This is a genomic window from Erythrobacter sp. JB1-7 (assembly GCF_057365015.1).
Window position 1 is genome coordinate 852,208 of sequence record NZ_CP200291.1, and the last position, 25,493, is coordinate 877,700.

The following is a 25,493-nucleotide window of genomic DNA, read 5'->3' on the forward strand; positions in this document are numbered from 1 at the left end:
TGAAGCGCAACTCACCCATCACCCAGAACCACAATTGCAAATAGAGGCATCCTAGTGAAAAGAGAGGTGATGGATGATAAGGTAATCAAATCCGTTCGCCGGGTTTTCGAGATCTTCGAATTGTTCGACTCGGTGCGCCGACCCTTGCCAGCGAAGGATGTTTCCGATCGTTTAGGATATCCACTGGTGAGCACTCATGCGTTGCTGAAGAGCATTTACTTGATGGGCTATGTTGATTTCGACATGTCCAGTCGCAGCTATTACCCATCGCGCAGTCTGGCTGCGATTGTCGATTGGATTCCCGATTTTCTTGATCATGAAAAGCGTATCGTCTCCTACGCTAACGAACTGAATGAAAAAACTCGCGAAACGGTGAACATTAGCCGGCGCGTAGGAGCCAGGATTCGCGTCGTTCATGGGTTAGAGACAAAGTTTCCGATTGGGGTTGCCTCGCAGATCGGGACAATGATGCCGATACTCCATTCGCTAACTGGCCTAGCGGCAGTCGCCGGAATGGATCCGGCAGAGCGTGATTGGTTGATCGAACACGAACGAATCCTTGCGCCCAAGAATGTGATCGATGAAACGGTGCTCCATTCGATACTTGAAGACTTCTCGGAGAAGAAAGCAGCCATGCGATGCAATCTGCTTGTCGAAGGGATCGGTGCAATCTGCTTGCCGGTGAAACCCAGTCGTTCCAGCGAAGCATTGGTAGTTGGGCTGGCAGGTCCGAGCGAGCGCATCAGTGGAAACGAACAAGAATACCGTGAAGCTCTGCTCAATCTCGCGGTGAAACATAAGCTTGAGATCGCCGAAACTCGCTTGGCTTAACGCAGTCAATTCTCGATTGATGGATTTGTAATCTACTTTGCTTCGCAAGGGGGTGCGCCCGCACGCTTTCGCTGGACATGTAATGCATATATGTGTATTCCTGCCGCTCAGTTATTTACATATAAGTCGCCACAAGGCTTCGCGACTGGGACATGCAAAGGAGCGACCATGCCGGCACTGAAACGAGAGTTTCTCGACGGCCCTTTTGGCCAAACCCATGCTCGGATCGTTCGCAACGATGTCTCCGACCAGTGCCCTATTCTCCTGCTGCATATGTTCCCTCAGTCCAGCCGAATCTTTACGAAGGCTTTGGAACTGCTTGGTTCAAGCCGCACGGCTGCTGCTGCGGACTTTCCCGGCTTTGGTGAGTCCGATGGGCCGCCGGAACAACCCACAGTTCATGACTATGCCGCTGCCATGTGGCAAGCAGCCGAAGGCCTAGGCTTTTTGGCTGACGGAGAGAAAATAGACCTATTCGGCCTTCATGGCGGGGCAAAAATTGCCGTTGAAATGGCAGTGCAGCGTCCACACGACGTCGGCCATATCATCCTTGCCTCGGCAGCCTTACTCGACATTGAGAAAGTGGCCAAAATTCGGAACGCATTCGTGCACATTCCCTTGGACCAGCAAGGCCGGCGCTTCTCAGAATTTTGGCAAATGCTCATGCGCAACGCAGCGCCTGACACGTCGCTATCCCTATTGGCAGAGCAATTCGCCGAGATGGTCCGCGCCGGAGAACGCTACGCGTGGGGCAATCTCGCTCTCTTGGATTACAATGAAAAATTCCCAAGCTGCTTACGAGAGCTTCCGCATCAAATTGATCTGATCAATCCTGGCGACGATTTGTTTGAAGCAACCCGCGCAAGCAGACATCTTTTTTCAGGACAGTACGTCGAGAAGAAAGAATGGTCCTTGGGCTTCACACAAGAGAGGGCCGAAGAGTTTTCAGAACTGCTAATCGAGCTGTTGGACCGCCAGAATATGGCTGTTGCCGCTGAGTAGCACTTTGCGATGCAGTTGCAGAACTGAGCATCAGCGAGCATCGTAATAGGAATGCGGGCCATCTCGGCCGTCGACTTCGACCATTTCGATATTGAAGCTGTCTGGGGTGGCGAAGGCCGAAAATGTGTAAACGGTTGGATTCCCTTTGTAGACATAACGGGTCGGCGGGAACAAAGGTTCATAGCCAAGCTCTGCCGCTTGATTGATCGCGAGCTCAACATCGTCGTACAAAAATCCCAAATGGTCAATTCCGATTTGAATTGGTCCCGCGCGACTGGCTGGTGCCACTTCATCAGGTGTAAATCCGAAGACTGCGGGTTCAGAGAAGATCAAGGTCGCGTCGGCAACCCTCATGCTTGTCCCTTGCTCAGACCGTGTCAATGTCGATCCACGAAAAACGTCAACAAAGAATTTTTCGATCTTTGCAGCATCTGCTGTTAAAAATTGAATGTGGTCGATGGCAAATTCTGCGCCGTCGAAATCAAGCGAAGGGCGCTCTATAATGACAAGCTCGCTGCCATCTGGGCCAAGTACGCTAAATGCATCGGCGTTAGGTTCAAGTGGAAGAGTGACCTTCGTCTCAGACAATTGAACTCCCGCCTTCATCAGCGCGCTTCTAGCATCTTCGATCGATGGGGTTGCAAAAGCGAGCCATCTAACTCCGTAGTAGGGACGCAATTTGGCCGTTCCCGGCAAGACCAGATCAACGTCATTCCAACGCTCATTTCTTTCTGGAGGAAGGTCATCATATGGACCTGTCCTGGTGATCGTGAGCGTGGGATCGTGCCATTTCACAGATAGAAATCGAACTAGATCGAAGCGCTTGCCCGGATGCGCCATTTCTCTTGCGCCAAAATGCTCAACAAAAAACGAAACTGCAGACTCTTCGTCCGTCACGATGAAATGGATATCGTCGAGGTGAATTGGTTCGACGTCTGATGCTTCTTCGCGCGGGGAGCACGACATCAATAACACCAGTGCGCTCAAGAGCATCAGCGACCTTCTACTCATTGCCCTCCCAATTTCTATCCATGAAAACGGGAAAGTAGCTGAATTTGGACTTCTCATTAAAATCGAAACGTATCCCAAAAGCGTCTCTCCCCGACGGTTAGCTCTGGCCTAAGCAAATGTCTGCGCCCGACCTCAATGCACGCAAGACCCAGCGTGAGCAATCTTCACGCCGACAACGCGAGATTTTCATCGCAAAGAATGCACATCAAGACGCAAGTCTCAAATTCTTTGATTTTCCCTATTGATATATAGATAGTCTCTTACTAGATGGCCTTTCGAGACAGAGATTACTGTCCAATTTAGGGATTCGTTTGTCGGCAGATGCGGTCTGCTTGCGAGGCGAAGGCTCCAGATCAAAGGAATAAAAACGATGTTAGGCACTTTTTATCATGATCGCGGCGAAGTCCGGGTTGGCAACATGCCCGAACCACAATTGATCCAAGGCAATGACGCGATCGTTCGCGTAACTCTTGCTGGTATTTGTGGTGCCGATCTCGACTTCGTGAATAACGGTCCGGAGGCTGGTGTGGCGCAAGGAATGCGTCTTGGTCATGAATTCGTCGGTATTGTCGAAGCGGTCGGCAAAGATGTCACCAATGTTAAGATCGGTGACCGCGTGGTTGCATCGGCGATGTTCGTTGATGGCGAGTGCCACTTTTGCAAGCGTGACTTCAACTCATCCTGCGAACATGGCGGTCTTTTCGGCTCTCCCATGTTTGTTGAGCATGGCGGCAATGACATTCAAGGCGGTCAGTCTGAGTATGTCCGCGTCCCATACGCGAACTCGACGCTTTTCACTCTTCCTGAAGGCCTCGCAACAGGCTCAGAAGACGCCCGTGCTCTGCCACTTGCTGACAATTTCGCGACCGGATATCACGGCGCGCTCAACGCCAATATCCAGTCAGGCGGCACGGTCGTCGTGATTGGCGACGGCGCGGTTGGTCAAAGCGCAGTGCTGGCCAGCAGCAAGCTGTTCAACCCGGACCAAGTCATCCATGTTGGCCGTCACGACGGACGCCTCAATTTCAGCCGCACCAAGGCCGGAGCGACCCACACCGTCAACGGCAAGACCGGTGATCCCGTTGAATTCGTTAAGGACCTGACCGGAGGCTACGGTGCCCTGTCGATCATCGATACAGTGGGTAATCAGGCTTCATTGCAGCAGACACTCGATATGGCGCAGGCTGGCGCAAAGATCAGCGTGCTGGGCTTTGGTCACCTGTTCGCGCCGGTTGACCAGCCATACTCGGCATCTTTGTTCCGCAATCTCACCATCCACACCGGTGTGGTGAATGTGCCCGCTTATATGCGCACGCTTCTGCCGCTTGTGGAAGCTGGCAAGATCGACCCCAGCGTCATCTTCACCGACATCCTGCCGCTTGCAGATGCTGCGGAAGGTTACGACCGAATGCTGAAGCGTACTGATGGCACCATCAAGGTTGCTCTGAAAAACTAGCGCTTCGGACCAAGCCGGCACCAGTGCTTTAGGCGGTTTTAGGAGGGCCGCCTGAACCCCCACTGCCGCCAACATTCTCTCCCCCTGACTCCGCGTTGGAGGCGCGTGGACGCTGGTGTCGAATTCATCGACGCAAGAGGTCGCAATCACAAGAGCGTCCTGACAATGAACAAGGATCACACTCAACCAAATCACTGCACGCCCAAAAGGCATTAGACTCATAAAATTGTCACCTATCTATATATAGCTATTTTCGCCCCCCCCTCTCATTCCCAACTAAGAAAGCATTCCCCCTCATGACCAAACTGTTTGAAAACGGATCGCTCGGCGACATCCAGGTAAAGAACCGCGTCTTTATGGCACCTCTTACAAGAAACCGCGCACACAGTGACGGCACGCCGCATGAAATGGCTGTGAAATATTACTCGCAGCGCGCGAGCGCGGGCTTGATCGTCACCGAAGGCGCGCAGATCAGCTCGATGGGCCAGGGCTACATAGACACCCCTGGCATCTATAGTGAAAAGCAGAAAAAGGCCTGGGCCAAGATCAACCGCTCTGTGCACGCCGAAGGCGGGAAGATGGTTGTGCAGCTTTGGCATGTTGGCCGGATCAGCCACACCTCGCTGCTCCCGAACGGCGCGTATCCTGTTGCACCATCAGCAATTCAGGCGACCGCTGACACGTTCACTAAAACCGGCACTGAAAATGCTTCACCTCCTAAAGCCCTGACACTAGTGGGCATTAAAGGCGTGGTGAAAGAATATGTGAACGCGGCTCGCGTTGCGATGGAAGCTGGCTTTGATGGTGTCGAAGTGCACGCCGCCAATGGCTATCTTCTCAACCAGTTCATCTCAGCTCACACCAATGTGCGCGAAGATGAATATGGCGGCAGCCCTGAGAATCGCGCGCGCCTGCTCCTTGAAGTGGTAGACGCGGTGTCCAATGAAATTGGCGCTGGCAGGGTTGGTGTGCGTGTGTCCCCGACCGGCACCTTCAACGACTTTGCCGATCCCAACGCTTTCGAAAACTATAGCTACATTTATGCGGAACTGGGACACCGAACCCTCGCTTACTTGCACGTTGTTGAGAGTTTTCCTGGGCACCCTGTATCTGGCAGTGACGAAAAGCTACTTACCGATCTTCGGCGCGGCTTTAGCGGTAATTATATCGCCAATGGAAACTACGACAAGGTATCGGCGTCGGACGTTCTAGAAGAAGGGACCTTCGCGGTTTCGTTCGGAAGACCCTATATCGCAAATCCGGATCTCGTCGAACGGCTCCGCAAGAATGCTGAATTGAACGAAGTCGATGAAGCGACGCTATATGGCGGAGATGAAACGGGTTACTCCGACTACCCGACAATGGACGAAATCTACCTCCGCGCTCTTGCCGAAGTCTTGTGACATTTTTTCGCAGAGCTGAGTTCTCCACCCGGAAATGAACAGGAGATCGAGCGGCCTCGCACTGCACCGCTCGATCTTTCCTCAGGGCCGGTTGTCAAATCAAAACACTCAGGATCAATGCCATGCCACACTTTCGCGAAACGTTTATATTTGCGTTCTTCGGGTTTCTCTTCACGATGACCCTCATTGTGCCTTCAATCGTTGCGGCGCACTTGGAAAAGGCCGAACGGATCGAAGCCAACGACCGTTCATTCTCCACGATGGGTGTTGTACGCCCGATCCGGACAAGCTGAGATGGATAAACTAGTCAGAATTTCCCGAGAAGAAACAGTGTTCGCACTGGATGTGTTTTCTCGCAGCTCCAGTGCGGTAGGGACCGCGATCGCCGTGGGTAGCAGGCTGGTTTTACGGGCCACTTGCCAAACACGGTTGCGGGGCAGAATTAGTCCCATTTGTAGGGATTTCTGAGATGCAAACTATCCGACTATTGTAAAGAGATACTAGCGAAGCTCGAACCCGTCGCCAGCGACACCGTTTAAGTCGCTCGTTATCTTTAAACTGATTGCCTAGAATGCATTATTGAGTCGCTTGACACATTCGCAACTCACCCTATCTATATTCATATAGATTGAAATGGACATCATGACCGATACCAAGACAAAAATTCTCGACCTAGCAGAAGCGTTGACCCAGGCTCGTGGGTTCAACGGCTTCAGCTATATCGACCTTGCAAATGAGATTGGCGTCAAAACGGCTAGTATCCATTACCATTTCAAGCTGAAGGATGACCTCGCAGCGGGCTTGGTTGAGCGCATTCGCGAGCAACACGCTGAGGGCTTTGCAGCGATGGAAGCTGCGAATGACACTGTTGATGGTCGCTTACGAGCCGTGATCGCCTATTTCCAAGGCTACCTGTCAAAAGACCAATTCTGCATGTGCGGAATGATGGCCGCCGAATTGCAGTCCGTCAGCCCGCGCGTGGCCACGCTTGTCAAAGCATACTTCCGCGATTTCGAGGCCTGGCTCCGCCGCCAGTTCGAACTTGCTGGCAAGGAAGATGCTGACCAGCTCGCGATCGGCTTTCTGAGTGCGCTTGAGGGTTCTCTTTTGATCGCGCGCCTGAATGGCGACCCAGAAGTGATTGCCAATGCGCTGCAAGGATACTTCGAAAACTGACGCCGTCTTCATTTTTCCCTCAATCCCTATTGATATATAGATAGTCTTTTCTATTTTGAGATCACCGAGGCCAGTCGGCACCCTAATTCCGGCACCTCACAATCCCCAACGGCACAATTGCCAACCAATCGAAAGACCCAAAATCATGTCAGATACACCTGCCCCCAAAGTCACCAATCCGGAAGAAATCACTAGCTTTGCTGAATATGAAGCAGTGGTTAGCGCTCTGCTGCCATACATCGATGCTGCAAAGACGGGCGACGGTTCACTCAGTCGTTCAGCTTTTTTCGACCATGCGCGCATTGTCGGCTCTGTTGGCGGCGAAGTCTCTTATCCCGATGCCGACACGTTTGCCGCAGAAGTAAGCGAAATCGGTGCATCGCCCGACGTCCAGAGCCGCATTGCCTGGATCGACATCTCAGGCCCGGCAGCCGCTGCGAAAGTCGAATTCATCAACTGGGCAGGCCTGCGCTTCACCGACTTTTTCGTCCTCTACAAAACCGGTGATCAGTGGAAGATCAGCGGCAAAGTCTACGATTCTCACTCAAACAATTGAACCCGTTTCCCCCGAAGCCCCCCAAAAAATATTCTAAGAAAGAAAGTGAATACAATGACTAGTTTTCCAGTACACACTCAAGAAACCGCTCCTGAAGGCAGCAAGCCAATCCTCGCAGGCGCTCAAAAGGCCTATGGATTTGTCCCAAATCTAATGGCGACGTTGGCTGAGGCGCCTATCGCTGTTGAGGCATATGCAACGCTCGGAGGAATTTTCGACAAGAGCGACCTCACGCCGACCGAGCAGCAGGTCATCTTGATGACGAACAATCGCCTCAACGGCTGTGAATATTGCATGGCTGCGCACACTACGATTTCTGGCATGCAGAGCTTGGATGCAGACGTCATCATCGCTCTACGCGATGGCGCTCAGCTCGCCGATCAAAAGCTCGAAGCTCTGCGTATATTCGCTGCCCAGGTGAACATTCAGCGCGGCCACCTCGAAGACGCGCAGATCGAAGCCTTCCTTTCGGCTGGTTATACCAAGGGCAACCTCTTGGAAGTGATCGTCGGCACCAGCCTCAAGGTGATTTCGAATTACACCAACCACGTCGCTCACACCCCAGTTGACGCTGCGTTCCAGGCTAACGCATGGACAGCTGATCAACGCGCTGCCGCGTAATCAACAATCAAATTGGCCCGCTTCCTCAATAAAGGGGCGGGCCATTTTTTCAGTACCGCCCGTTCGACGTTTCAAGGGTCGACTCAATAATGACTATCGATCTCTAAGCACTGTTTGTCACAGGACTGATGACCTTTTTGGCCATAGATGCTGTTAGTCTAACGCGAACTCGTCTCCCCTAGACACACGGCGCCAAATCTCATTCTTCGTTTCCCCCATCCGCGCTCATGCTTTTTTGAGCAGACGCAGGTGCTGTCAGTCTAACTGCAACTTGTACTGATTCCAGCCAATCAGACTCTAAAGTGCTGAACAGCCTGACAAACCAGGGTGTCGCGTGAAGGGCTGATCCAACACATGACCGAGCAATATCGGACCTGACAGTTGATTGTAGAAGTTGACTCGGTGTTGCGGCGAATGACGGGGTGTTACCGAAGGTGCCACCCCGTCAACCCGCTTCTTAGAGTCTCGGCCGCAGAGAGTCGCCCTTGAGCTCGATACGGTGAGACCGCTGGATCAACCGATCCATGATGGCATCCGCAAGATGAGCCGTTGCCAAGTAGTCGTGCCATTCAGAAGGCGCGAGTTGCCCGCAGATGATCGTCGAACCGAGATCAGTGCGCGCCTCGAGAAGTTCGAATAGATCTTCTTTGGATTGCTCTGAAATCGGCGCGATCCCGAAATCATCCAAGATTAGCACCGATGGGCGGGCAAGTGCCTTTCGGATTCTCGAGATTGTGCCATCCAAATGACCCGTACGCATAAGCTCAAGCATAGGGTTTGTTCTAACATATTTGACGGTCACGCTATGCCTGATCAGCGCGTGGCCAATCGCGCATGCGAGCCAAGACTTACCTGTGCCCGATGCCCCAGTAAGCAATACGTTTTCTGTACGGCGGGTCCAATCAGGCAATAGGAGCGCTCGGACCTTTTGCTTGTCCAGTCCACGTTTGGAATCCCAATTGATATCTTCAGGTTGGGCCTCAAATCTGAATTTGGCCGCGCGCTTCAGACGGGCAAGCGCAGCCTTTCGGTTCTCCTCCTCTTGGGCAATGCACATTTGGAAGATAAACTCTTCACGGGTTAAGTCATCTGCGGACCGATTTGCGATTTGATCTTGGAAAGCTCGGGCCATTCCGTCCTGGCGCAGCCCAATGAGCATCTCATACACGTTGTCTGAGGTCATGACTCACCTCCATCGCGAAAATCGCCCTGGAAATATCGACTTCCACGGAGGTTGCGCTGCGGAGTGATCGAAATGAGTTCGTTCTCTTCCGAGAATGTTTGGCGCTCTCTGTTATTAAGCAGTAGGTTCTCAGCGTGCGCAAGATTGAGCGCCTCATTCCGGCGCGCCTGTTTGCAGGCTGCGATCTGTTCCCCGTCAGCGTTTGTGAGACAGATTGAGGTGATTGGATAGAGGAGTGTTTTGGTCTCATCGTAGTGACTGTAAGGAACGAAGATGAGATCAAAACGAGCAAATTCCAAAGCACCTGCTGAGCGGGTGGTGAAGGATATCAGGCGCAAAACGCGGCGTCAGTTTTCAGCGGAAGAGAAGATACGGATCGTGCTTGAGGGCCTGCGCGGCGATGACAGTATTGCCGAGCTGTGTCGCAAGGAGGGCATAGCCCAGAGCCTGTATTACACCTGGTCGAAGGAGTTCATGGAGGCAGGCAAGCGCAGGCTTGCTGGCGATACTTCGCGTGCGGCGACCACTGACGAGGTGAAGGACCTGCGCCGGGAAGCGCGTGATCTGAAGGAGGTTGTGGCTGAGCAGGCGCTGGAGTTGCGTCTGCTCAAAAAAGCACAATCGGGGATGGGGGAGACGAAGAATGAGATACCCCGCCTCTGAGAAGCTGGAGATCATCAGGCTGGTCGAGCGATCCCATCTACCAGTGAAGAAGACACTGGACATGCTGGGCGTTGCCCGTCCTACCTTCTATCGTTGGTACGACCTCTATCAGCGCTTCGGTGAAGCGGCGTTGGAGGATCAAAAGCCCGGACCACAGCGCGCATGGAACCGTGTCCCTGAGACCATCCAGCAGCAGATCGTCGATATGGCGTTGGAGTACAGCGAGCTATCGCCCAGAGAGCTGGCGGTGCGCTTCACCGACGAGAAGCGCTACTTCGTATCGGAGGCCACAGTCTACCGGCTGCTCAAAGCGCACGATCTGATTACCAGTCCGGCGTGCACTGTGATCAAAGCGGCTGATCAGTTCCACACGCAAACTACCCGCCCGAACGAGATGTGGCAGACGGACTTCACCTACTTCAAGATCATCGGATGGGGATGGATGTACCTCTCCACCGTGCTCGATGATTACTCGCGCTACATCATCGCCTGGAGGCTATGCACGACCATGAAGGCCGAAGACGTCACCGAGACGTTGGATATGGCTCTGCAAGCATCGGGCTGCGACCACGCCCACGTCAAGCACAGGCCAAGACTGCTATCCGACAATGGGCCGAGCTACATTGCTGAAGAACTAGCCGACTATCTCGGCAAGAACGGCATGGATCATGTGCGTGGTGCGCCGTTCCACCCGCAGACCCAGGGCAAGATCGAACGCTGGCACCAGACACTCAAGAACCGTGTTCTACTGGAGAACTACTTCCTGCCCGGCGATCTGGAATGTCAGATCAAGGCCTTCGTCGAGCATTACAACCATCAGCGCTACCATGAGAGCCTCGACAACGTCACACCTGCCGACGCCTACTTCGGCAGGGCCGCAACCATCATCCAACGAAGAGAAAGGATCAAACGACAGACGTTAAAACATCGGCGCTTGCTTCACCGAAAGCTAGCCGCCTAAAACACATCAACCAGATGAGACCATACACTCGCTAAGCCAAAACCCAAGCGAGTCTCAATTTATCTGACGACGGACAGCACTGACCAAGCCTCAGTCGTTCAGCGGAGTTACTACGCTCCGAGCCGCATTTTTTTCGGCGTCGTCCAAGCTATTGCATCGACACGCGGTTTTGTCATCCCCGCTCAATCGGCGTTCGGCGATTGTCCCCCTAGAAAAGATCTCTTGCGGCCAAGGCTACCAAAGTACTGGTACGAGGCTAGCTTCTTACCGACGGGCGGGAGCAGGAATGCGCCTCAGTCTTGGACATACGCGTGCAATCGGGGAAGACACAAAAGCAGACATACGGCGAGGCCCGCAGCTTTTCGAAGACTGGACCTCGGTTATTCGGAGATTTATGAAGATAGCAATTGGAGTCTGCCTTTCGAAGAGGCCCGCGTTGCTCTAAAGGTGAGGAATGAACTTACCTCTGACTCAAAAGAAAAAATCTTCGTTCTTTGAGGAGCGGACTGATCAATCAGAAGTAAAGGCTCGTATCGTGAGCAAGTACTTCTCGACTTGGGCGCAAGTGGTAATGCCTTCTGCGGCCAGAGGCGAAGGGAAGATCGCATACATCGATCTCTACGCTGGCCCCGGACGATACAAAGACGGTGCCGCATCAACGCCTCTTTTGGTGCTTGAGAATGCAATCGCGCATCCAAAAATGTCGCAGATGCTTGTCGCGTTATTCAATGACTCCGATGACAACAATACATCAACGCTCTCTAGCGAAATTGAGAAACTACCGGGGATCGACAACCTTCGTTTCAGGCCAACCGTTTCTTGCGGAGAGATTGATGACGATGCGGCGGATTACTTCAACCAGACTCGGCTGGTGCCCTCATTCTCATTCGTAGATCCGTTTGGTTACAAAGGTTTGTCGCTCAAGATTGTAAAGGGTGTGATCAAGGACTGGGGTTGCGACTGCGTCTTTTTCTTCAATTACAACCGAATAAACGCGGGCATCACCAATCCAAAAGTCCGTAAGCACATGGATGCGCTGTTCGGCGAAGAGAGAGCTGACGAGCTTAGAGAACGGATCCCTGGGCTACGACCAGATTTGAGGGAGGCAGCAATCCTTGAGGCCCTAGCGCACGAAATTCAGTCGTTAGGTGGTAAATTTGTCCTGCCGTTCACCTTCAAGAACAGCACTGGCTCTCGAACTACGCACAAGCTGATTTTCGTCTCAAAACACTTCAAAGGATATGAAGTGATGAAGGACATAATGGCATCCGAAAGTTCAACGACAGATGAAGGGGTGCCTTCTTTGACTTACTCTCCCGCTGATGCGTCGATGCCGCTGTTGTTTTCTCTGGTTCAACCGATCTCAAAGTTGCAAGAGACGCTAGTTGAACACTTTGCTGGTCAAACAATTGGACTGACTAAGATGTACGAGAGGCATAGCGTTGGGACGCCATACCTCAAGAAGCACTACAGGGTTGCGTTGAAGGCGCTCGAGGCGGAGGGTTTGATTACGGCAGAGTCTTCCAAGGGAAAGAGACGAGCAGGTACCTACCCGGATCATGTGCAAATCAGTTTCCCATAGATAGGATTGCTGTGTCGACGAACTCATCAATTGAATGGACTGAGGCAACCTGGAACCCAGTTGCGGGGTGCACGGTCGTGTCTCCCGGCTGCACAAATTGTTACGCGATGCGTATGGCGAGAAGGCTCGAAGCTATGGGCCAGCCAAAGTATTCCGGTACAACTCGATTGTCGGCAGGGAGAGCGAAGTGGAATGGGGTCGTGCGGCTTGATAGTGCATCATTAGCGCTCCCAGGAACCTGGAAAAGTGGCCGCATGATCTTTGTGAATTCAATGTCAGATCTCTTCCATGAAGAAGTGCCGCTGGAGTTCATTTCGGAGGTTTTCCGAGTGATGGCTGAGACCCCTCAACATACGTACCAATTGCTCACGAAGCGCTCCGAACGTCTCAAGGACCTAAGCTCGTCCATTGCTTGGCCGCAGAACGTTTGGATGGGCGTGAGCGTCGAGAATGCGGACTACACGTCGAGAATAGATGACTTGCGACGGTCCGCGGCCGCCGTGAAGTTTCTGAGCCTGGAGCCGCTACTTGGTCCTCTGAACAATCTCAACTTGGATGGAGTTGATTGGGTGATCGCGGGGGGCGAAAGCGGCCCCGGCGCGCGACCGATCGACCCTGCATGGGTACGCTCAATTCGTGATCAGTGCTTGAGCGAGCGAGTTGCATTTCATTTCAAGCAGTGGGGCGGCGTGAACAAGAAACGGACTGGTCGCTTGCTTGACGGCCGAACCTGGGACCAGTTTCCTCGTGGGCTTGATAGCGACCAAACGCACGTTCCCAGCTAGCCAAGCTGCCCGAGCCTAAGTCAGGGCGCCTCCCATCTCCCCCTTTCTGTGTTCTCCAGTCCAAAACCTGAAGGTCGGCAATCGGCCCAACTCTAGACACTGATCAACGGCCGGAACTGGGGGTGGGAGCGGACGGCCTCAAAAGCAGGCTTGGGCTCGCCCATCTACCAATCTTGCCTTGGTCAGAGGCGAGTTGCAGTCAGTCCGTCAATCCTCGAAGAAACAGACCTATTTGACCGAAACGGCCTTTTTCCAAGCCGGACGGTCCTGCAGTCTTTCGCAATACGCTTGCACGCGATCTGGGACGGGCAATTTACAAATCGCGTTTGCCAGAAATAGGCTGTATCCCACCGAGATATCAGCGGCTGAGAAGCGTTCTGCGGCGATGAATGACCTTGCGCTAAGATGATCATTGAGCATCTCAAAGGCCTTCTCAGCTTGAAGCTTCACATAAGCTTCAAAGCCTTCGGAAACTGCATATTTATCGACGCCCATCATCTGACCAAGATAGACAGCAAGATAGTGCGATAGGCCGCTTTCGGCCATGTGGAGCCAGGTCAGATAGTGCCCAAAATCACTCTCTTCAGGTCCGACGCTAAGGGACGATGGGCCGTGTTTTGCCAGAATGTATTCGAGAATAACGGTCGATTCCAAAATTAGCTGACCGCCATCATAGAAGGCTGGCACCTTACCCATGGGATTGATCTCCCGGTACACGTCAGACGCGAAATACTCCGAATCATAGCCAATCGTTTTCAGCTCGAAATCGAGCCCCATCTCCTCGAGCAACCAGAGTGGCCGCAAGGAACGAGAATTTGGAGTGTGAAACAAAATCAAGGACATGGGCGACCTACGATTGCGAACCAGGGAGCTGGACTATGACTTTGCCTTCGACTTTTCCGTCCGCGATATGCGTTGCCGCTGTCACCGCATCTTCGAAATCAAAGACCTGGCTGCTTGAAAGGTCAATTGCGCCCTCCTGCCAGTGCTTGACCAAATCCTGATGGGCCTCGAGCACTTGATCCGCGGTCCATCCAACCGGCATCGCGCCCAGCAGTGAGATGTTCTTCATCACCGTTTCTGGCAGGGCGATGCGCGCCCACTCGCCGCTCGCATAACCGATCACAATAAACCGGCCTTCGAAAGCGATCGCGTTGAAAGCGGCGCGAGCAGCTTTGCCCCCAACAGGATCGAAGACGACCGAGACGCCTTTGCCGCCTGTAAGCTCAAGCGCTGCCTCGGTGATGTCCTGCTCCCTTCTGTCGATGACGTCATCCGCGCCGATGCTCTTGCAGAAGGTGGCCTTTTGGGGTCCACCGGCGACAGCGATGACGCGAGCGCCCTTGGCCTTTGCCAATTGGACCGCTGCATTGCCTGAGCTGCCCGATGCACCCAGCACCAGCACCACATCGTCTTTCGTGATTTTCGCGCGCCGGACGAGTGCGGTCCATGCCGTTTGATAAGGTATATAAAGGCCCGCTGCCTCCACCCCATTCATTTCATCGGGGATCGGCAATAGGCCGGACAATACGCCATCACTGGTGGCACTTGCCCGCATCAAACACTCTTCGGCCAATCCACCGGCCTGCGCTTGAAACAGAGTTGGTCCAACAACGCGTGTGCCGATCAATGCTTCATCGACTCCTTCACCCGCGGCAACAACCTCGCCCGCTGCCTCTTGCGACGGTGTGAAAGAAAGCGGCGGCGTCAATGGGTAGTTGTCTCGGCTCATCAAGACATCGGGCAGGCCCAAGCCGCAGGCTTCGACTTTGACTTTGACCTGACCGAGGCCCGGGTCAAGAGGCTTGGCATCCTCTTGAAGCGCCCAAACGTCTTTTGGCTCTCCAAACGAGCTAACTACCCATCTACGCATATTGCACTCTCTCTTCTTGCCTGTTCGCAGCGGCTAGCGGCTCAATCGGTGGGCACTTCGTTCCAGCCTTCGCCAGGTTTCGCGTATTGCCCGATCTTGAACTTACCAAGCTGCGATGCGTGCACCTCGTCGGGGCCATCCGCGAGACGAATAAAGCGCTGCGTTGCAAGAATGCCTGCCAAAGGCACATCGTCGCTCACACCCATGCCTCCGAACATTTGGATCGCACGGTCCGCGACGGTTTGCGCCATTTGCGGGGCGACCACCTTGATCGCGCCGATCAAATCCTTGGCGTTCTTAGCCCCTTGCCGGTCAATCGCATCAGCCGCTTTCAACGTGAGCAAGCGGGCCTGTTCGATGTCGCAATAACTCTTGGCAATTTCCATCCGGATGCTCGAGCGATCCGAAAGCATCCGGCCAAAGGTTTTGCGCTCGGTCACGCGCTGACACATCAATTCAAGCGCAAGCTGGGCTGATCCGATCGAACGCATGCAGTGGTGAATGCGGCCAGGGCCAAGGCGCCCTTGCGCGATTTCAAAGCCGCGCCCTTCGCCAAGAATTATGTTCTCTTTGGGAATGCGCACATCCTTCAAATGCACTTCGCAATGCCCGCCGGGAGAATGGACATCACCGAACACGGTCTGTGCACGGATAACCTCTACGCCGGGCGTATCACGCGGAATGATGACCGTTGATTGCTGCGAATGGCGGGGATTTTCCGGATTGGTCTGCCCCATGATCAGCAAGACTTTAACCCGCGGGTCCATGATGCCTGAAATCCACCACTTCTTGCCATTGATGACATAGTCGTCGCCATCACTGCGGATTTCGGTGCGCACATTGGTCGCATCTGAGCAGGCGTGGTCAGGTTCGGTCATCATATATACCGACCGAATTTCACCTGCGAGCAGGGGCAGCAGCCATTGTTGTTTCTGGGCATCAGTGCCGAATTTGGCGAAAACCTCCATATTGCCGGTGTCGGGCGCGGAGCAGTTAAAGACCTCGCTGCACCAACCATTGCGGCCCATGATCTCTGCCAAGGGCGCATATTCGAGGTTCGTGAGGCCAGGGCTGTATTCGCCATATTCCTCAGGCAAGAAAAAGTTCCACAGGCCAGCTGCTTTCGCTTTTTCTTTGAGCGGTTCAAGGCCAGGCCAAGGCTTCCAGCGATTGGCAGGATCGTGGTTCCATGCAAGGACTTCGTGATCAACAGGAAGGATGTTGGCATCGACAAAGGCTTGCAATCTCGCGATTAAACCTTGCGTTTTCTCGCTATATTCAAAGAGCATAATAGAGGTGTCCTAGGGGGTGTCTGATTGGCGGCTGGCTTTTAAAGTGAGAGCCCGCCATCTGCGATGAGTGTGTGGCCTTGCACATAGGAGGCGAGCGGTGAGGCCAGGAACATGGCGGCGCCCGCCATATCTTCCGGAGTGCCCATGCGGCGAAGTGGGATCGAGCGCAAAGATGCCTCTTTGCGCTCCTCATTCTCGGTAGTGACGGCTGTCAGTTTCGTTGGCACCAATCCCGGTGCGAGCCCGTTCACCCGTATCCCGTCACGCGCCCATGACTGGCCGAGCGTTTTGGTTAGGCTGATCGCGGCAGCTTTAGAGGCGGCATAAGCGGGGTTGCCGATATTCGCCTTCAAACCGGAGATGGAGCTGACAATCACAATCGAGCCTTTGGCTTAGCTGAGCATCGATTTGAACTTGGTCGCCGTATGCATGACCGAGTTGATATTGATGTCCATCACATCATCCCAGCCCGGCTTGGCATATTCCGCCTGCTTGTACCGAACGAAGCCCTGCGACTGCACGAGCACATCCAGACTGTCGAAAGGCGGCTGGTAGGCGTCCAGCTCGTCGAAGTCCGCGACATTGATTTGTCCGTAATGCAAGCCCTCCAAGTCAGAGCCTTCCTCAGCCGAGTAGTCGCTTGCCTCTGCGCGCGTGCCCCAAACATGCACCTCGGCCCCGCGCGCGCGGAAACCATGGGCGATGCCATTCCCGATACCGCTTGAGCCGCCGACAACCAGCACGCGTTTTCCCGAAAAGTCCAAGTCACTCATATGCGTTTCCTTCTCAATTCTTCGCGATCAATCGGTGCGCGCGCCCGAACAGTGAAATTGTCATCGCATGGAGGCGATCGCCGGTTTCTTTGGGTGCCTTGCCAGCGCTTGCGCGAGCATGGGTGCCTTCCAATATTGCTCCCAACTTGAAACAAGCGAGCACACCGTACCAAGGGGCCGTGTCCAAACTGCGCGCCGAGTGTTTGCCATAATGGGCTATGAGTTCATCGAGGCTCGCGAAGCCGTCCCAAGGCTGGATATCGCCCACAACGGGTGTGTGATCATCCGCCCATGTGGCCATGACCCAACCAAGATCGATCAAAGGATCGCCAATGGTGGCCAATTCCCAATCGACAAATGCCGCAAGTTCGGCGCTGTCATGGGCAAACATCGTGTTGGCCAAATGGCAATCGCCATGGATGATGCCCGGCGCGAAATCCTGAGGGAGGTTGTCTTCCAGCCAGAGGCGAATTTTCTCAACATCGGGCAGCTCTTTAAAACCACTCCATTCGTCAAAAGTCGCGTAGCTTTCGAGCTGCTTCATCCAGCGGCCCGATTGCCGCTCCAGAAACCCGTCAGGCTTGCCAAACCCATCCAAACCCGCCGTTTTATAGTCCAGCGTCCCTAAGGCCGCCATTCCTTCGATATAAGAATAGCCCATGCGCTCGCGGATTTTTGGGTCGCTCGCGTGCAGCTGCGGCAAGCCATTGGCAGGATTAAAGCCGTCGACCGTTGCCATCAAATAGAAGCACGCGCCAAGCACCTCCTCATCGTCGCAGCTCGCGATGAATTCAGGATGCGGCACCCCAGTTCCGGCTAACGCTTCCAAGACGCGTGCCTCGCGTTTCATCGTGTCATTGGAGTTTTTGCGCAGATGGAGCGGCGGTCTGCGCAGAACAAACTCTTGGCTGCCACGGTCAAAGCGAAGGAGGATGTTCTGTGTCCCTCCCGCTAAAAGCTGCGGGTTATCAAGCGGTCCGCTTTCCAGTCCAATACCGTCCATCCAAGCTGTTAGAGCTCGCAGATCGACCGGTATCGACTCTTCGCCTGATTGATTCGGCATAATGCAACTGTATTAATCATCTGCATTATTGCAAGCTACAATTGCCTGTGGTCTATATGCGGCTGATATGAGCAAACTGTCTTCGAAAGTGCGCAGCCCTTCGGTTGAGAGGCTCAAGGCCGAGGCACAGCGCCTCTTTGCCAATCAAGGCATCGACGGCGTTACCGTGCGTGACATCGCCGCGGCCGCAGGACAAAAGAACCCTGCCGCTGTCGGTTATCACTTTGGTTCGAAGGAGGCGCTGATCCGCGAGCTTATCGTGGATGGTGCTAAAGTCATTGATGATCGCCGAAACGACCAACTTGATGTTTTGGAAGCAGACGGCGGCGATGTGGGCATTTCCCAGATCGTCGATATCCTGATCTATCCGTCCGTCAATTTGGCAGCACGCGGCGAGACGGATACATACAACCGCTTTCTCCGCATGCTCACCATGTCGCACCGCGACCTATTTGACGATGCTCTGGAAGGGCGCTGGAACTCAGGTTATCAGCGCTGTCTCAAACATCTGCGCGTGCTGATGCCGACAAAAAGCCGAACCATCCAAAACCAGCGCTTTGTCTTTCTGGAATCCTATCTTGGCGGGGTGCTTGGCGCGCGCGAGACAAGGCTAGATGATAAGAGCCGTGCTCACCCAACTTGGAACGACAAATCAACGCTAGCGCATTTCGCAGCTACGATTACCTGCATGCTGGAAATGGAGTAAAAACGGGACAACGGCTGAAATTGGGTCGAGAACGGACCAGCCGCTATTGGACGCAAAAGCGATTGAGCTGTCAGACTACTCATGGAACTGACCCTCAATCTGAAATTAGGCTGCTTCTGGGGGTGGAAGCTGACGTTGGGCAGAGATCGCTTAGCGTTTCGGGTTGCGCGTCATTAAGGCCGCTAGACTTTTGAAGGGTCTTTTCACCGCGTTAATTAAACCCGCGACAAAGCCAGCGCCGCGACCGTTGCTAGCTTCAGTTATGCGCCCACCGACTGACTGGAATTCGTCTTTGCCATTGAAGGTCAGCCCGGCTCTTCCATGCGCGTTTATGCGCTCTCGCGTGAGAAGTATCCCGCGCTGTTTCGCGGCCTGAGGAACTCGCATGCCCACCACTTTAACTTTCATTGGCCTGACTTCGTGCGCCACTTGCGCAGCATTGGCTTGCGCTTGTCTCATCGTCTTGGGCATCGGCTGACGCGGCACATCGATTGTTGTCGAACGATTTGAGACTGGACGGCGATCACGGCTAGGAGGCAGAGGGGGTGGTGCAGTGCTGGGAGGAGGAGGTATGATGGGTTTTGAGCGCACCAGCCCGCCAGACGCGTTCACATCCATGCTCATTCTGCTGGTGTCGACCTTGGGTTCTAATGGACTTGTAGCTCTGCTCAAAAGTGAGCTTGCCGCGCTCCGACGCGTGGCGAGTTCTGCACTGCGCCGCATTTGATCGCGGGAAACATTTACGCGGTGCTTTCGCTGTGGCTTGTTTCTTACCACCCGGCGTGGAACGATGGCGTGTGACTTGTTAGGCTTGTAAATAGACCCTCCGGCTTTCGGGCCTTGAGACTGGGTGCTGGAGATGCTGCCGCGCTTTTGTGCGTTTGCTTCGGCAGGAAGCGTGGTTGCCGCTACCAAGACAGACAGCGCAGAGCATGCAATTGTGAGGGTCCATTTCATGATTTCTCTCCGATCTAAGAATGGCAAGAAAGCGGATTAATTCTCATATTCTAACAGAACAAAGTCTTTGTTCATGAAGTCGCTAAGCCCGATGAGCCAATTCAAATCAGGGTGCGTTTTCTTACGATTTGCGATGATATCGACGGTAGCAAACTCCTTGAGCAGTGCCGGGCCGACGGCAACATCCCAAAGTCGAAGCCCCGCAATCGCACCAATAAATGGGTCGTTTTGTCCATCGGAGCTGCCGATCCAAAAGCCCGCCGACTGCGACGCCTTGGATGTTATTTCAGCAATTCCAACCGGGCTTCCATCCACAAGCATTGCAACAGAGGTCCCGTCATCGATGATGGCCACATGGTGCATTTTCCCATCGGTGAAATCGAACGCGGCAATCGCTGATTGTTCTCCGATCATAATACCCAACCCATCCCGATCACGCAGCAATGCAACGAGGTAAAGCGGGCCGTCCGGGCCAGCGTTGGATAGCACGACTGGGTCGTATCCGGGATCGGCAGTCCAATCTGGCTGAACCCAAAACTCAATCGTTGATCCGCCTTCCAGAACAAGACGCTCATCTGGGGGGAATTGCAGGGTTTCTGTGCCATCAAGTACCAACACATCAGGTGTGTATTGGGCGCTGAGAGGCGCGGCGATGCACGCTGCGAGGGCAAGCAGGAGCGTTTGTATCATTCGTGTCATGGTCCAACTCCATAGAGGAAATCGATGTAGCCGTTCTCGTAAGGTGCGAGGTCGAACGTCGTCGCGCCGAGTATCCGCGAAGGCTTTCCAGAGGCTGAGAATTTGAGGCGCAATGTCTCGGTTGCCCGGATGGTCGCGCAGCTTTGCAGGCCCTTGCCATAAGTGACGAGCGCTCCCACTCCTTTGACCCCGTGCGACATGGCTCTGGATCCATGGATGCGCTGCTTGAAGCATACGCGAACGAAGCCCGGCTTGTAGGTGTTGCGGCCAAAAGCAACGCGAATGTTCTCTTTCCTGCCCTGATATGTGGCGACCGGAATATTGATTACGAGGCCCGGGCGCGGGCGTTCCGGAATGACATTGGCAAATCCGCCATAATTGGCGGCGCGTTCCAACCGCTCTTCAATCGCCGCTTCCAGGCGCGGGCGAACACTGCTCCAGATTTCAGGCTCATTGGGGAAATATAGCGGATTGAGAAGGTCTGAGATCGGCCGCAGGTCAGCAAGGATTGGCACCGGGGTTCCGGTAGAAAAGCCATTCTGGTCAAAACTGCCCGTGCCGCCAACCGCTTCAAAACCAGCTTCGGAGCTTTCGTCGAGCTCTGACGAGCTGCGCGATTCTTCGATGAAACGCGAACCGCTTGCGCCAATTTCAAACCCGCCAATGGCAAGGCCAGCCTTAGCGTTGATATTCTGGCTCTGACCCTGCCATTTCTGCATGGTCTGCTGGTCAAAGCTCGCCCACATGCGCGCCTGCGAGCCGTAAGTGACTGCATACGGATAATGGGTGCCAAACTTGTCAATCAGGTCATCATAGCGGCCCATCCGATAAGCAAAATCCACTGCATCGATGAAATCATCGCTCAATTTGGCAAAGGGCCGGTCGAGTACGAGCGTGTAGAGCTTGTGCCGGGCGAACCCCATTGAAAGCGCGCGCTGCATACCGAATTGGCGACCCAGCGTACTGGACTTGGCAAAATCCGCGCCCGCACCAAGCGACCCCTTGGATTCGCCAGTCTTCTTGTCCTTCTTGGTAAACCCAATATTGAAACCAAACGAACTGGCCGCCGTGCGCTGAAAATCAAATTGCCGCGAGATCATTTCCCTGGAAGTCACGCTGCCTTGCACGCCATCGGGAATGTATTTGAGGCCAAGCGGCACAGTGCGCTTCTCAACGATAGCGAAATCGCGCGGATCAGCGGTTGCAAAAATGTCGGCCTTAGAATTGCGGTTAAGCTCGAAAGGATCCTGCCTGATCACATCATAGCCGCGTAAAGAGGCGCGGTAGTTGTCGAGATTATTGCCGATCAGAAAAACATCGGTGACATCGATATTCTGCGCGCGTGAGACAGTGGGTTGAGGGCGGTTGTAGCTGGACCCGTTCCAACGCAGCTCCGGCTTTCCGGTACGAGATACGGAAACTGATAAAGTCGCATTGCGCCAGCGCCCCCTGCCTTCGCGGTTTATGTATGTTTTGGTCGCACCCGATGGCTTCATAACATCGCGCATTGGGGTGGCGTCGGTCGCATGCAGCACAATCGGTTCGCGGCCCTGTGTCGCTCTGCGGATCGCGATCCTACTGCCATCGTCTGCCATACTGACATACATGAGGTCGGGCGTTGTAAAACTGGAATGCGTCAGGCGCGGATTGAGCTGTTGACCGTCTAGCCCTGCAAACAATTCACCTGCCGCTTTGGTTTCATCAAGCGCAAGTGCAGTGTCCTGAATCCAGATACCATCGAGCCTGTAGCGGCAATCCTCGGCAAGGTCTGTTTCGGTGGCGGTACCTTCGGGTATCGCAAACGAGGCAAATACACGTGCGGCTGTCGGGTCCTGCAATCCCGCATCACGCGAACGCACCCGGTCAGATGTGCTTGCGGTATCGGCCTGCAAACGCGTGGGTATTTTGCAGCCTTTAAACGCCTCAATGGGCCGGCCTTTGCGTTTAGCAGGGCCTTGAAACAATTCGTCAGAGGCAAGCGCGGGCACTGCCCCAGGCTGTGTTCCTTGTGCGGTTGCAACAGATGTAACGGGCGCGAACGTCGCTGCACCGATCATCAATCCGCATAGGATGTTACCCTTCATATTCACGCCCAATCTCCCCAACCTGGTGGCAAGACAAAGATGGCAGAATGGCTAGAGCGATATAGTGGGGTTTCTCCCCATTTGGCGGGCTAGTTCCTGTCAGGGATGTGAATGGAGGCCTTGCATCCGCCTCCTGGAACCGCCTCAATATTGAAGTGAAAGTCTGATTCTGCGCATATGTCTTGGACAATCGCAAGGCCCAGCCCCTCGCCATCAGAGGTGTTGCCTTTGCCACCGCGTTGCAAAGCACGCTCCAATTCCGCAGCGCTCATTCCAGGGCCATTGTCGCGCACTTCGATTTGCGTGCCGTCGGCCCGACAGCGCGCCGCGATCAGGATGCACGATGCGCCTGATGCGCTGCGCCCGTGTTTCAAAGCGTTAGCGACGAGATTGGACACAGCCCGCATCAACGCGACTGGGTCTGCCTCCACTTTCAATTCACTCGGCCTTAACCGCAGCTCCACATCGGTATTGCGCGCTTCCTCTGCAAACACATGATGGACATTCTTGAGCACCACATTCGCCACAAACTGTTCGCGGGCTCCTTCACCCGCAGCCAGCGCCGCATGAGGCCGATCACTGGCCACGCCCGCCAGGTAATCGAGCGCCGCATCAATTTCGCCTGATTGCTGATCGTCGAGCCCGCGCAGTTTGAACATCGCCGCGCGAAGAGCGCCCAAAGGCTGCCGGATGTCATGGCCCAGTTCCGATAGGCGCTGTCCGCGCAAATCGGCAAGCTCGCGCGCCTGCAAATACTCACGCTGGGAGCTGAGCAAACGGTCATTGAGTGCCAGCTTCTCCCGGGTTGCGGCCAGCTCTGCCTGCATCGCGCTGTCGCGCTCTTCGCGCAGCGCCATCAGCCTCAGCAAAATCACCGTCGCAAACGCAATGCATTCGGTAAACAGCGTGAAATGCCCATAATCCAGCGTGTTATCCAAATCGAATTGGCCGGGCCACACATGCGCGGCAAAGGCATAGGCAAACGAGGAAAAGACCAGCACCGCGCCGAAGATATAAATACGCGCGCCCACCAATTTACGCCGGATTGCGAAAACGCCTGTAGCGACAATCACCACCGTCGCGATGGGAGCGATCAGATAAGCCGCCACCATGAAAACGCGCTGCGTGTACAAAAACGGCGCAAGCACAGCGCACAATCCCGCAAGCCCTGCGTGGATCCCGAGAAACCTATAGAGTTTCGGTGCAGAACGCTCCAACCCGAACAACACGCGCGGAAAGTGAACGCCCGTCATTGCCATCAATAGCACCGAGGAAAGGTTCATCGGCTCGCTCAACCAAGGCGCATCAGGCCACAGCGCGCGCATTGCATAGCTATCCGCTACCGAGACATAGAAGATGCCCGCAAGAATATAGAGCGCAAATGACAGCCCCAGCCGCCAGCCAATCACGGGTATCATCAAGAGGGCAAAGAATATCATTGCCCCGAGCGCGCCGTTCATAGCGAAGTCCACCGCTAGTTCCGTAGTGTGCACCTCGCTCACGGCATCGGATGTGCCCATTGCGATTTTCAGAAAAGTGGACGTAGTTGAACGATATCCGAGCAGCAACTCAGCCGTTTCTCCCGGTGCGATGATCACGTCTTTCTGCAGAAAGCGGCTGGGTATCTCGCGCTGTGAGAATGGATCGCCTTGCTTATGTGATAGCAGGAGAACAGCCTGCCCATCGACGATCTGGTAGAGATCAAGTTCCTCCATGTACTGGCGCTTCATATCGACCCGCCATCTCTGGCGACTGGGACTGTCATTGCGCGCTTCCCATCGAAGCCAGATGCGGTCACGCGTGAGACCAAAGGCGAGATAGCGCGTGGTTAAAGGCGCAAAGCGGTCAAGTTGTTCCGAGGCCTCGCCCGCGCTCAGCCGCGCCGATGGATCGCGCCATGCAACAACATGAGGGTTGATCGACTGGTACACGGATGGATCATCCGTCAGCGCTAGCGCTGATTGCTCCTGCGCCGCACTTGGGACGGCAAGCAACGCGCTTAACAATAGGCATGCCAGCGCCATCCAGAGCCTAATCGCATTCTTCGCCATCATGATGTTCTGCGCCGCCTGGCCGCGATAGTCGATGGGGGCTGCTCCCCATTTGGCTCTCCGGTTTTCGATGGGCCTATAGCTGGCGGTGCAGAATCAAGAAAGCCCTCTTTGAGCGCGTAGGCCAGTAACTCCGCCACCGACCCCACACCCAGCTTTGCCATCAGGCTACCGCGGTGTTTTTCAACTGTCTTGATCGAAATGTGCAATCGATCAGCGATCGCTTGGCTGGTGTTGCCAAGTGCAATCAGAGACAGCACCTCGCGTTCTCTATGCGTAAGGCTTGGTCCCCCGCTCGCAGCTTTCAAGATGTCGCGCACATCGTCGGCAACAAAGCGATATCCGGCGAGCACCGTTTCAATACAACGGCCAAACTCATCTGTCTCGCTTGTCTTAAGAAGCAGTCCGTCAACGCCTAGATCGATCCATTCAGCAAGCAAGGTGTGCGAAGTAAAGCCGGTGCAGGTCACCACCTTAGTATCAGGGCACCACCGGCGCACGTCAGCAAAGACCTCGACCCCGTTAGCCATCGGCATCGCTGCATCGAGGATCAATAAATCAGGCTTGTGCCGCCGCGCTTCAGCAATGGCCTCTAAGCCGTCTTTAGCGGTTGCGATCACATGCACATTGCGCATCTCCTCCAGCATGTCCGCAATAGCCTTGCGCATGAAGGTGTGATCATCGGCAATGATGGCGGTGATTGCCAATTGGCGTCCCTGATTTCCCAAGCTTTTGAACTTCACCGATCCTATGCGTGACAAGTGA

22 protein-coding genes and 1 pseudogene are annotated in these 25,493 nt (G+C 54.4%); 12 read left to right on the forward strand and 11 right to left on the reverse strand.

Annotation, left to right across the window (positions count from 1 at the left end):
• Positions 1-69: 69 nt before the first annotated feature.
• Entirely contained in the window at positions 70-831 is a 762-nt protein-coding gene (locus AC0V6W_RS04280) for an IclR family transcriptional regulator (protein ID WP_486147488.1), read from the forward strand.
• A gap of 168 nt (positions 832-999) precedes the next feature.
• On the forward strand, positions 1,000-1,833 hold the full coding sequence (locus tag AC0V6W_RS04285; RefSeq protein ID WP_486147490.1) for an alpha/beta fold hydrolase: 834 nt from the start codon (positions 1,000-1,002) through the stop codon (positions 1,831-1,833).
• 30 nt (positions 1,834-1,863) lie between these two features.
• Here AC0V6W_RS04285 and AC0V6W_RS04290 read toward each other — a convergent pair whose 3' ends face one another.
• Positions 1,864-2,820, reverse strand: a complete 957-nt coding sequence (locus AC0V6W_RS04290; RefSeq protein WP_486147492.1) for a VOC family protein — start codon at positions 2,818-2,820, stop codon at positions 1,864-1,866.
• Between the two features lie 394 nt (positions 2,821-3,214).
• Here AC0V6W_RS04290 and AC0V6W_RS04295 point away from each other — a divergent pair, with 394 nt between their 5' ends.
• From AC0V6W_RS04295 to AC0V6W_RS04315, 5 genes are all read left to right on the forward strand, one after another.
• Positions 3,215-4,300, forward strand: coding sequence for a zinc-dependent alcohol dehydrogenase (locus AC0V6W_RS04295; protein WP_486147494.1), 1,086 nt, complete (start codon positions 3,215-3,217; stop codon positions 4,298-4,300).
• A gap of 296 nt (positions 4,301-4,596) precedes the next feature.
• A complete protein-coding gene (locus tag AC0V6W_RS04300; RefSeq protein WP_486147496.1) occupies positions 4,597-5,703 on the forward strand; it encodes an alkene reductase in 1,107 nt (368 codons plus the stop codon).
• A 642-nt stretch (positions 5,704-6,345) separates the two neighbouring features.
• A complete protein-coding gene (locus AC0V6W_RS04305; protein ID WP_486147498.1) occupies positions 6,346-6,879 on the forward strand; it encodes a TetR/AcrR family transcriptional regulator in 534 nt (177 codons plus the stop codon).
• A 145-nt stretch (positions 6,880-7,024) separates the two neighbouring features.
• On the forward strand, positions 7,025-7,435 hold the full coding sequence (locus AC0V6W_RS04310) for a nuclear transport factor 2 family protein (protein WP_486147500.1): 411 nt from the start codon (positions 7,025-7,027) through the stop codon (positions 7,433-7,435).
• A gap of 54 nt (positions 7,436-7,489) precedes the next feature.
• The gene (locus AC0V6W_RS04315) at positions 7,490-8,056 is read left to right on the forward strand and encodes a carboxymuconolactone decarboxylase family protein (protein WP_486147502.1); all 567 of its coding nucleotides are present in this window, start codon (positions 7,490-7,492) and stop codon (positions 8,054-8,056) included.
• A 457-nt stretch (positions 8,057-8,513) separates the two neighbouring features.
• On the opposite strand, the gene istB is transcribed toward AC0V6W_RS04315, so the two are convergent.
• Positions 8,514-9,239 carry an IS21-like element helper ATPase IstB gene (istB, locus tag AC0V6W_RS04320; RefSeq protein ID WP_486147504.1) on the reverse strand — a complete coding sequence of 242 codons (726 nt, stop codon included), beginning with the start codon at positions 9,237-9,239 and terminating at the stop codon, positions 8,514-8,516.
• A 273-nt stretch (positions 9,240-9,512) separates the two neighbouring features.
• Here istB and AC0V6W_RS04325 point away from each other — a divergent pair.
• The 3 genes from AC0V6W_RS04325 (at position 9,513) to AC0V6W_RS04335 (ending at position 13,230) form a co-directional block, all read left to right on the forward strand.
• A protein-coding gene (locus AC0V6W_RS04325; protein WP_486147506.1) for an IS3 family transposase occupies positions 9,513-10,863 on the forward strand; the annotation gives its coding sequence in 2 pieces (ribosomal slippage) (positions 9,513-9,850 and positions 9,849-10,863; 1,353 coding nt in all).
• A gap of 454 nt (positions 10,864-11,317) precedes the next feature.
• Positions 11,318-12,445 (forward strand): three-Cys-motif partner protein TcmP, encoded by a 1,128-nt coding sequence (locus AC0V6W_RS04330; protein ID WP_486147508.1) that lies wholly within the window; start codon positions 11,318-11,320, stop codon positions 12,443-12,445.
• A gap of 11 nt (positions 12,446-12,456) precedes the next feature.
• Positions 12,457-13,230, forward strand: coding sequence for a DUF5131 family protein (locus AC0V6W_RS04335; protein ID WP_486147510.1), 774 nt, complete (start codon positions 12,457-12,459; stop codon positions 13,228-13,230).
• Between the two features lie 228 nt (positions 13,231-13,458).
• Here AC0V6W_RS04335 and AC0V6W_RS04340 read toward each other — a convergent pair whose 3' ends face one another.
• The 5 genes and pseudogenes from AC0V6W_RS04340 to AC0V6W_RS04360 form a co-directional block, all read right to left on the reverse strand.
• Positions 13,459-14,073 (reverse strand): glutathione S-transferase family protein, encoded by a 615-nt coding sequence (locus AC0V6W_RS04340; protein WP_486147512.1) that lies wholly within the window; start codon positions 14,071-14,073, stop codon positions 13,459-13,461.
• A 7-nt stretch (positions 14,074-14,080) separates the two neighbouring features.
• Entirely contained in the window at positions 14,081-15,103 is a 1,023-nt protein-coding gene (locus tag AC0V6W_RS04345) for an NADPH:quinone oxidoreductase family protein (protein ID WP_486147514.1), read from the reverse strand.
• A gap of 41 nt (positions 15,104-15,144) precedes the next feature.
• Complete coding sequence (locus AC0V6W_RS04350; RefSeq protein WP_486147517.1) at positions 15,145-16,392, reverse strand: acyl-CoA dehydrogenase family protein; 1,248 nt, start codon at positions 16,390-16,392, stop codon at positions 15,145-15,147.
• A gap of 41 nt (positions 16,393-16,433) precedes the next feature.
• Positions 16,434-17,168, reverse strand: a pseudogene (locus AC0V6W_RS04355) (SDR family NAD(P)-dependent oxidoreductase).
• Between the two features lie 13 nt (positions 17,169-17,181).
• Positions 17,182-18,231 (reverse strand): phosphotransferase family protein, encoded by a 1,050-nt coding sequence (locus AC0V6W_RS04360; RefSeq protein ID WP_486147519.1) that lies wholly within the window; start codon positions 18,229-18,231, stop codon positions 17,182-17,184.
• Between the two features lie 67 nt (positions 18,232-18,298).
• Between AC0V6W_RS04360 and AC0V6W_RS04365 the strand changes: the two genes are divergently transcribed.
• On the forward strand, positions 18,299-18,937 hold the full coding sequence (locus AC0V6W_RS04365; protein WP_486147521.1) for a TetR/AcrR family transcriptional regulator: 639 nt from the start codon (positions 18,299-18,301) through the stop codon (positions 18,935-18,937).
• A 571-nt stretch (positions 18,938-19,508) separates the two neighbouring features.
• A complete protein-coding gene (locus tag AC0V6W_RS04370; RefSeq protein WP_486147523.1) occupies positions 19,509-19,664 on the forward strand; it encodes a hypothetical protein in 156 nt (51 codons plus the stop codon).
• A 266-nt stretch (positions 19,665-19,930) separates the two neighbouring features.
• On the opposite strand, the gene AC0V6W_RS04375 is transcribed toward AC0V6W_RS04370, so the two are convergent.
• The 4 genes from AC0V6W_RS04375 to AC0V6W_RS04390 form a co-directional block, all read right to left on the reverse strand.
• Positions 19,931-20,593: a LamG domain-containing protein gene (locus AC0V6W_RS04375; RefSeq protein ID WP_486147525.1), complete on the reverse strand. Its 663-nt coding sequence runs from the start codon at positions 20,591-20,593 to the stop codon at positions 19,931-19,933.
• On the reverse strand, positions 20,590-22,677 hold the full coding sequence (locus AC0V6W_RS04380) for an MAC/perforin domain-containing protein (RefSeq protein ID WP_486147527.1): 2,088 nt from the start codon (positions 22,675-22,677) through the stop codon (positions 20,590-20,592). The genes AC0V6W_RS04375 and AC0V6W_RS04380 overlap by 4 nt, the downstream gene beginning before the upstream one ends.
• A gap of 89 nt (positions 22,678-22,766) precedes the next feature.
• A complete protein-coding gene (locus AC0V6W_RS04385) occupies positions 22,767-24,731 on the reverse strand; it encodes a sensor histidine kinase (RefSeq protein ID WP_486147529.1) in 1,965 nt (654 codons plus the stop codon).
• Entirely contained in the window at positions 24,728-25,435 is a 708-nt protein-coding gene (locus tag AC0V6W_RS04390) for a response regulator (RefSeq protein WP_486147531.1), read from the reverse strand. The genes AC0V6W_RS04385 and AC0V6W_RS04390 overlap by 4 nt, the downstream gene beginning before the upstream one ends.
• Positions 25,436-25,493 lie beyond the last annotated feature (58 nt).

Excerpts from the sequence above, each read along its gene's own strand:
- AC0V6W_RS04300 (WP_486147496.1), top strand. The coding sequence starts at position 4,597 with ATGACCAAACTGTTTGAAAACGGATCGCTCGGCGACATCCAGGTAAAG.
- AC0V6W_RS04315 (WP_486147502.1), top strand. The coding sequence starts at position 7,490 with ATGACTAGTTTTCCAGTACACACTCAAGAAACCGCTCCTGAAGGCAGC.
- AC0V6W_RS04350 (WP_486147517.1), bottom strand. The coding sequence starts at position 16,392 with ATGCTCTTTGAATATAGCGAGAAAACGCAAGGTTTAATCGCGAGATTG.
- AC0V6W_RS04375 (WP_486147525.1), bottom strand. The coding sequence starts at position 20,593 with ATGACACGAATGATACAAACGCTCCTGCTTGCCCTCGCAGCGTGCATC.
- AC0V6W_RS04285 (WP_486147490.1), top strand. The coding sequence starts at position 1,000 with ATGCCGGCACTGAAACGAGAGTTTCTCGACGGCCCTTTTGGCCAAACC.
- istB (WP_486147504.1), bottom strand. The coding sequence starts at position 9,239 with ATGACCTCAGACAACGTGTATGAGATGCTCATTGGGCTGCGCCAGGAC.
- AC0V6W_RS04310 (WP_486147500.1), top strand. The coding sequence starts at position 7,025 with ATGTCAGATACACCTGCCCCCAAAGTCACCAATCCGGAAGAAATCACT.
- AC0V6W_RS04385 (WP_486147529.1), bottom strand. The coding sequence starts at position 24,731 with ATGATGGCGAAGAATGCGATTAGGCTCTGGATGGCGCTGGCATGCCTA.
- AC0V6W_RS04305 (WP_486147498.1), top strand. The coding sequence starts at position 6,346 with ATGACCGATACCAAGACAAAAATTCTCGACCTAGCAGAAGCGTTGACC.
- AC0V6W_RS04380 (WP_486147527.1), bottom strand. The coding sequence starts at position 22,677 with ATGAAGGGTAACATCCTATGCGGATTGATGATCGGTGCAGCGACGTTC.
- AC0V6W_RS04340 (WP_486147512.1), bottom strand. The coding sequence starts at position 14,073 with ATGTCCTTGATTTTGTTTCACACTCCAAATTCTCGTTCCTTGCGGCCA.
- AC0V6W_RS04360 (WP_486147519.1), bottom strand. The coding sequence starts at position 18,231 with ATGCCGAATCAATCAGGCGAAGAGTCGATACCGGTCGATCTGCGAGCT.
- AC0V6W_RS04295 (WP_486147494.1), top strand. The coding sequence starts at position 3,215 with ATGTTAGGCACTTTTTATCATGATCGCGGCGAAGTCCGGGTTGGCAAC.
- AC0V6W_RS04365 (WP_486147521.1), top strand. The coding sequence starts at position 18,299 with ATGAGCAAACTGTCTTCGAAAGTGCGCAGCCCTTCGGTTGAGAGGCTC.
- AC0V6W_RS04370 (WP_486147523.1), top strand. The coding sequence starts at position 19,509 with ATGATGGGTTTTGAGCGCACCAGCCCGCCAGACGCGTTCACATCCATG.
- AC0V6W_RS04345 (WP_486147514.1), bottom strand. The coding sequence starts at position 15,103 with ATGCGTAGATGGGTAGTTAGCTCGTTTGGAGAGCCAAAAGACGTTTGG.
- AC0V6W_RS04280 (WP_486147488.1), top strand. The coding sequence starts at position 70 with ATGGATGATAAGGTAATCAAATCCGTTCGCCGGGTTTTCGAGATCTTC.
- AC0V6W_RS04330 (WP_486147508.1), top strand. The coding sequence starts at position 11,318 with ATGAACTTACCTCTGACTCAAAAGAAAAAATCTTCGTTCTTTGAGGAG.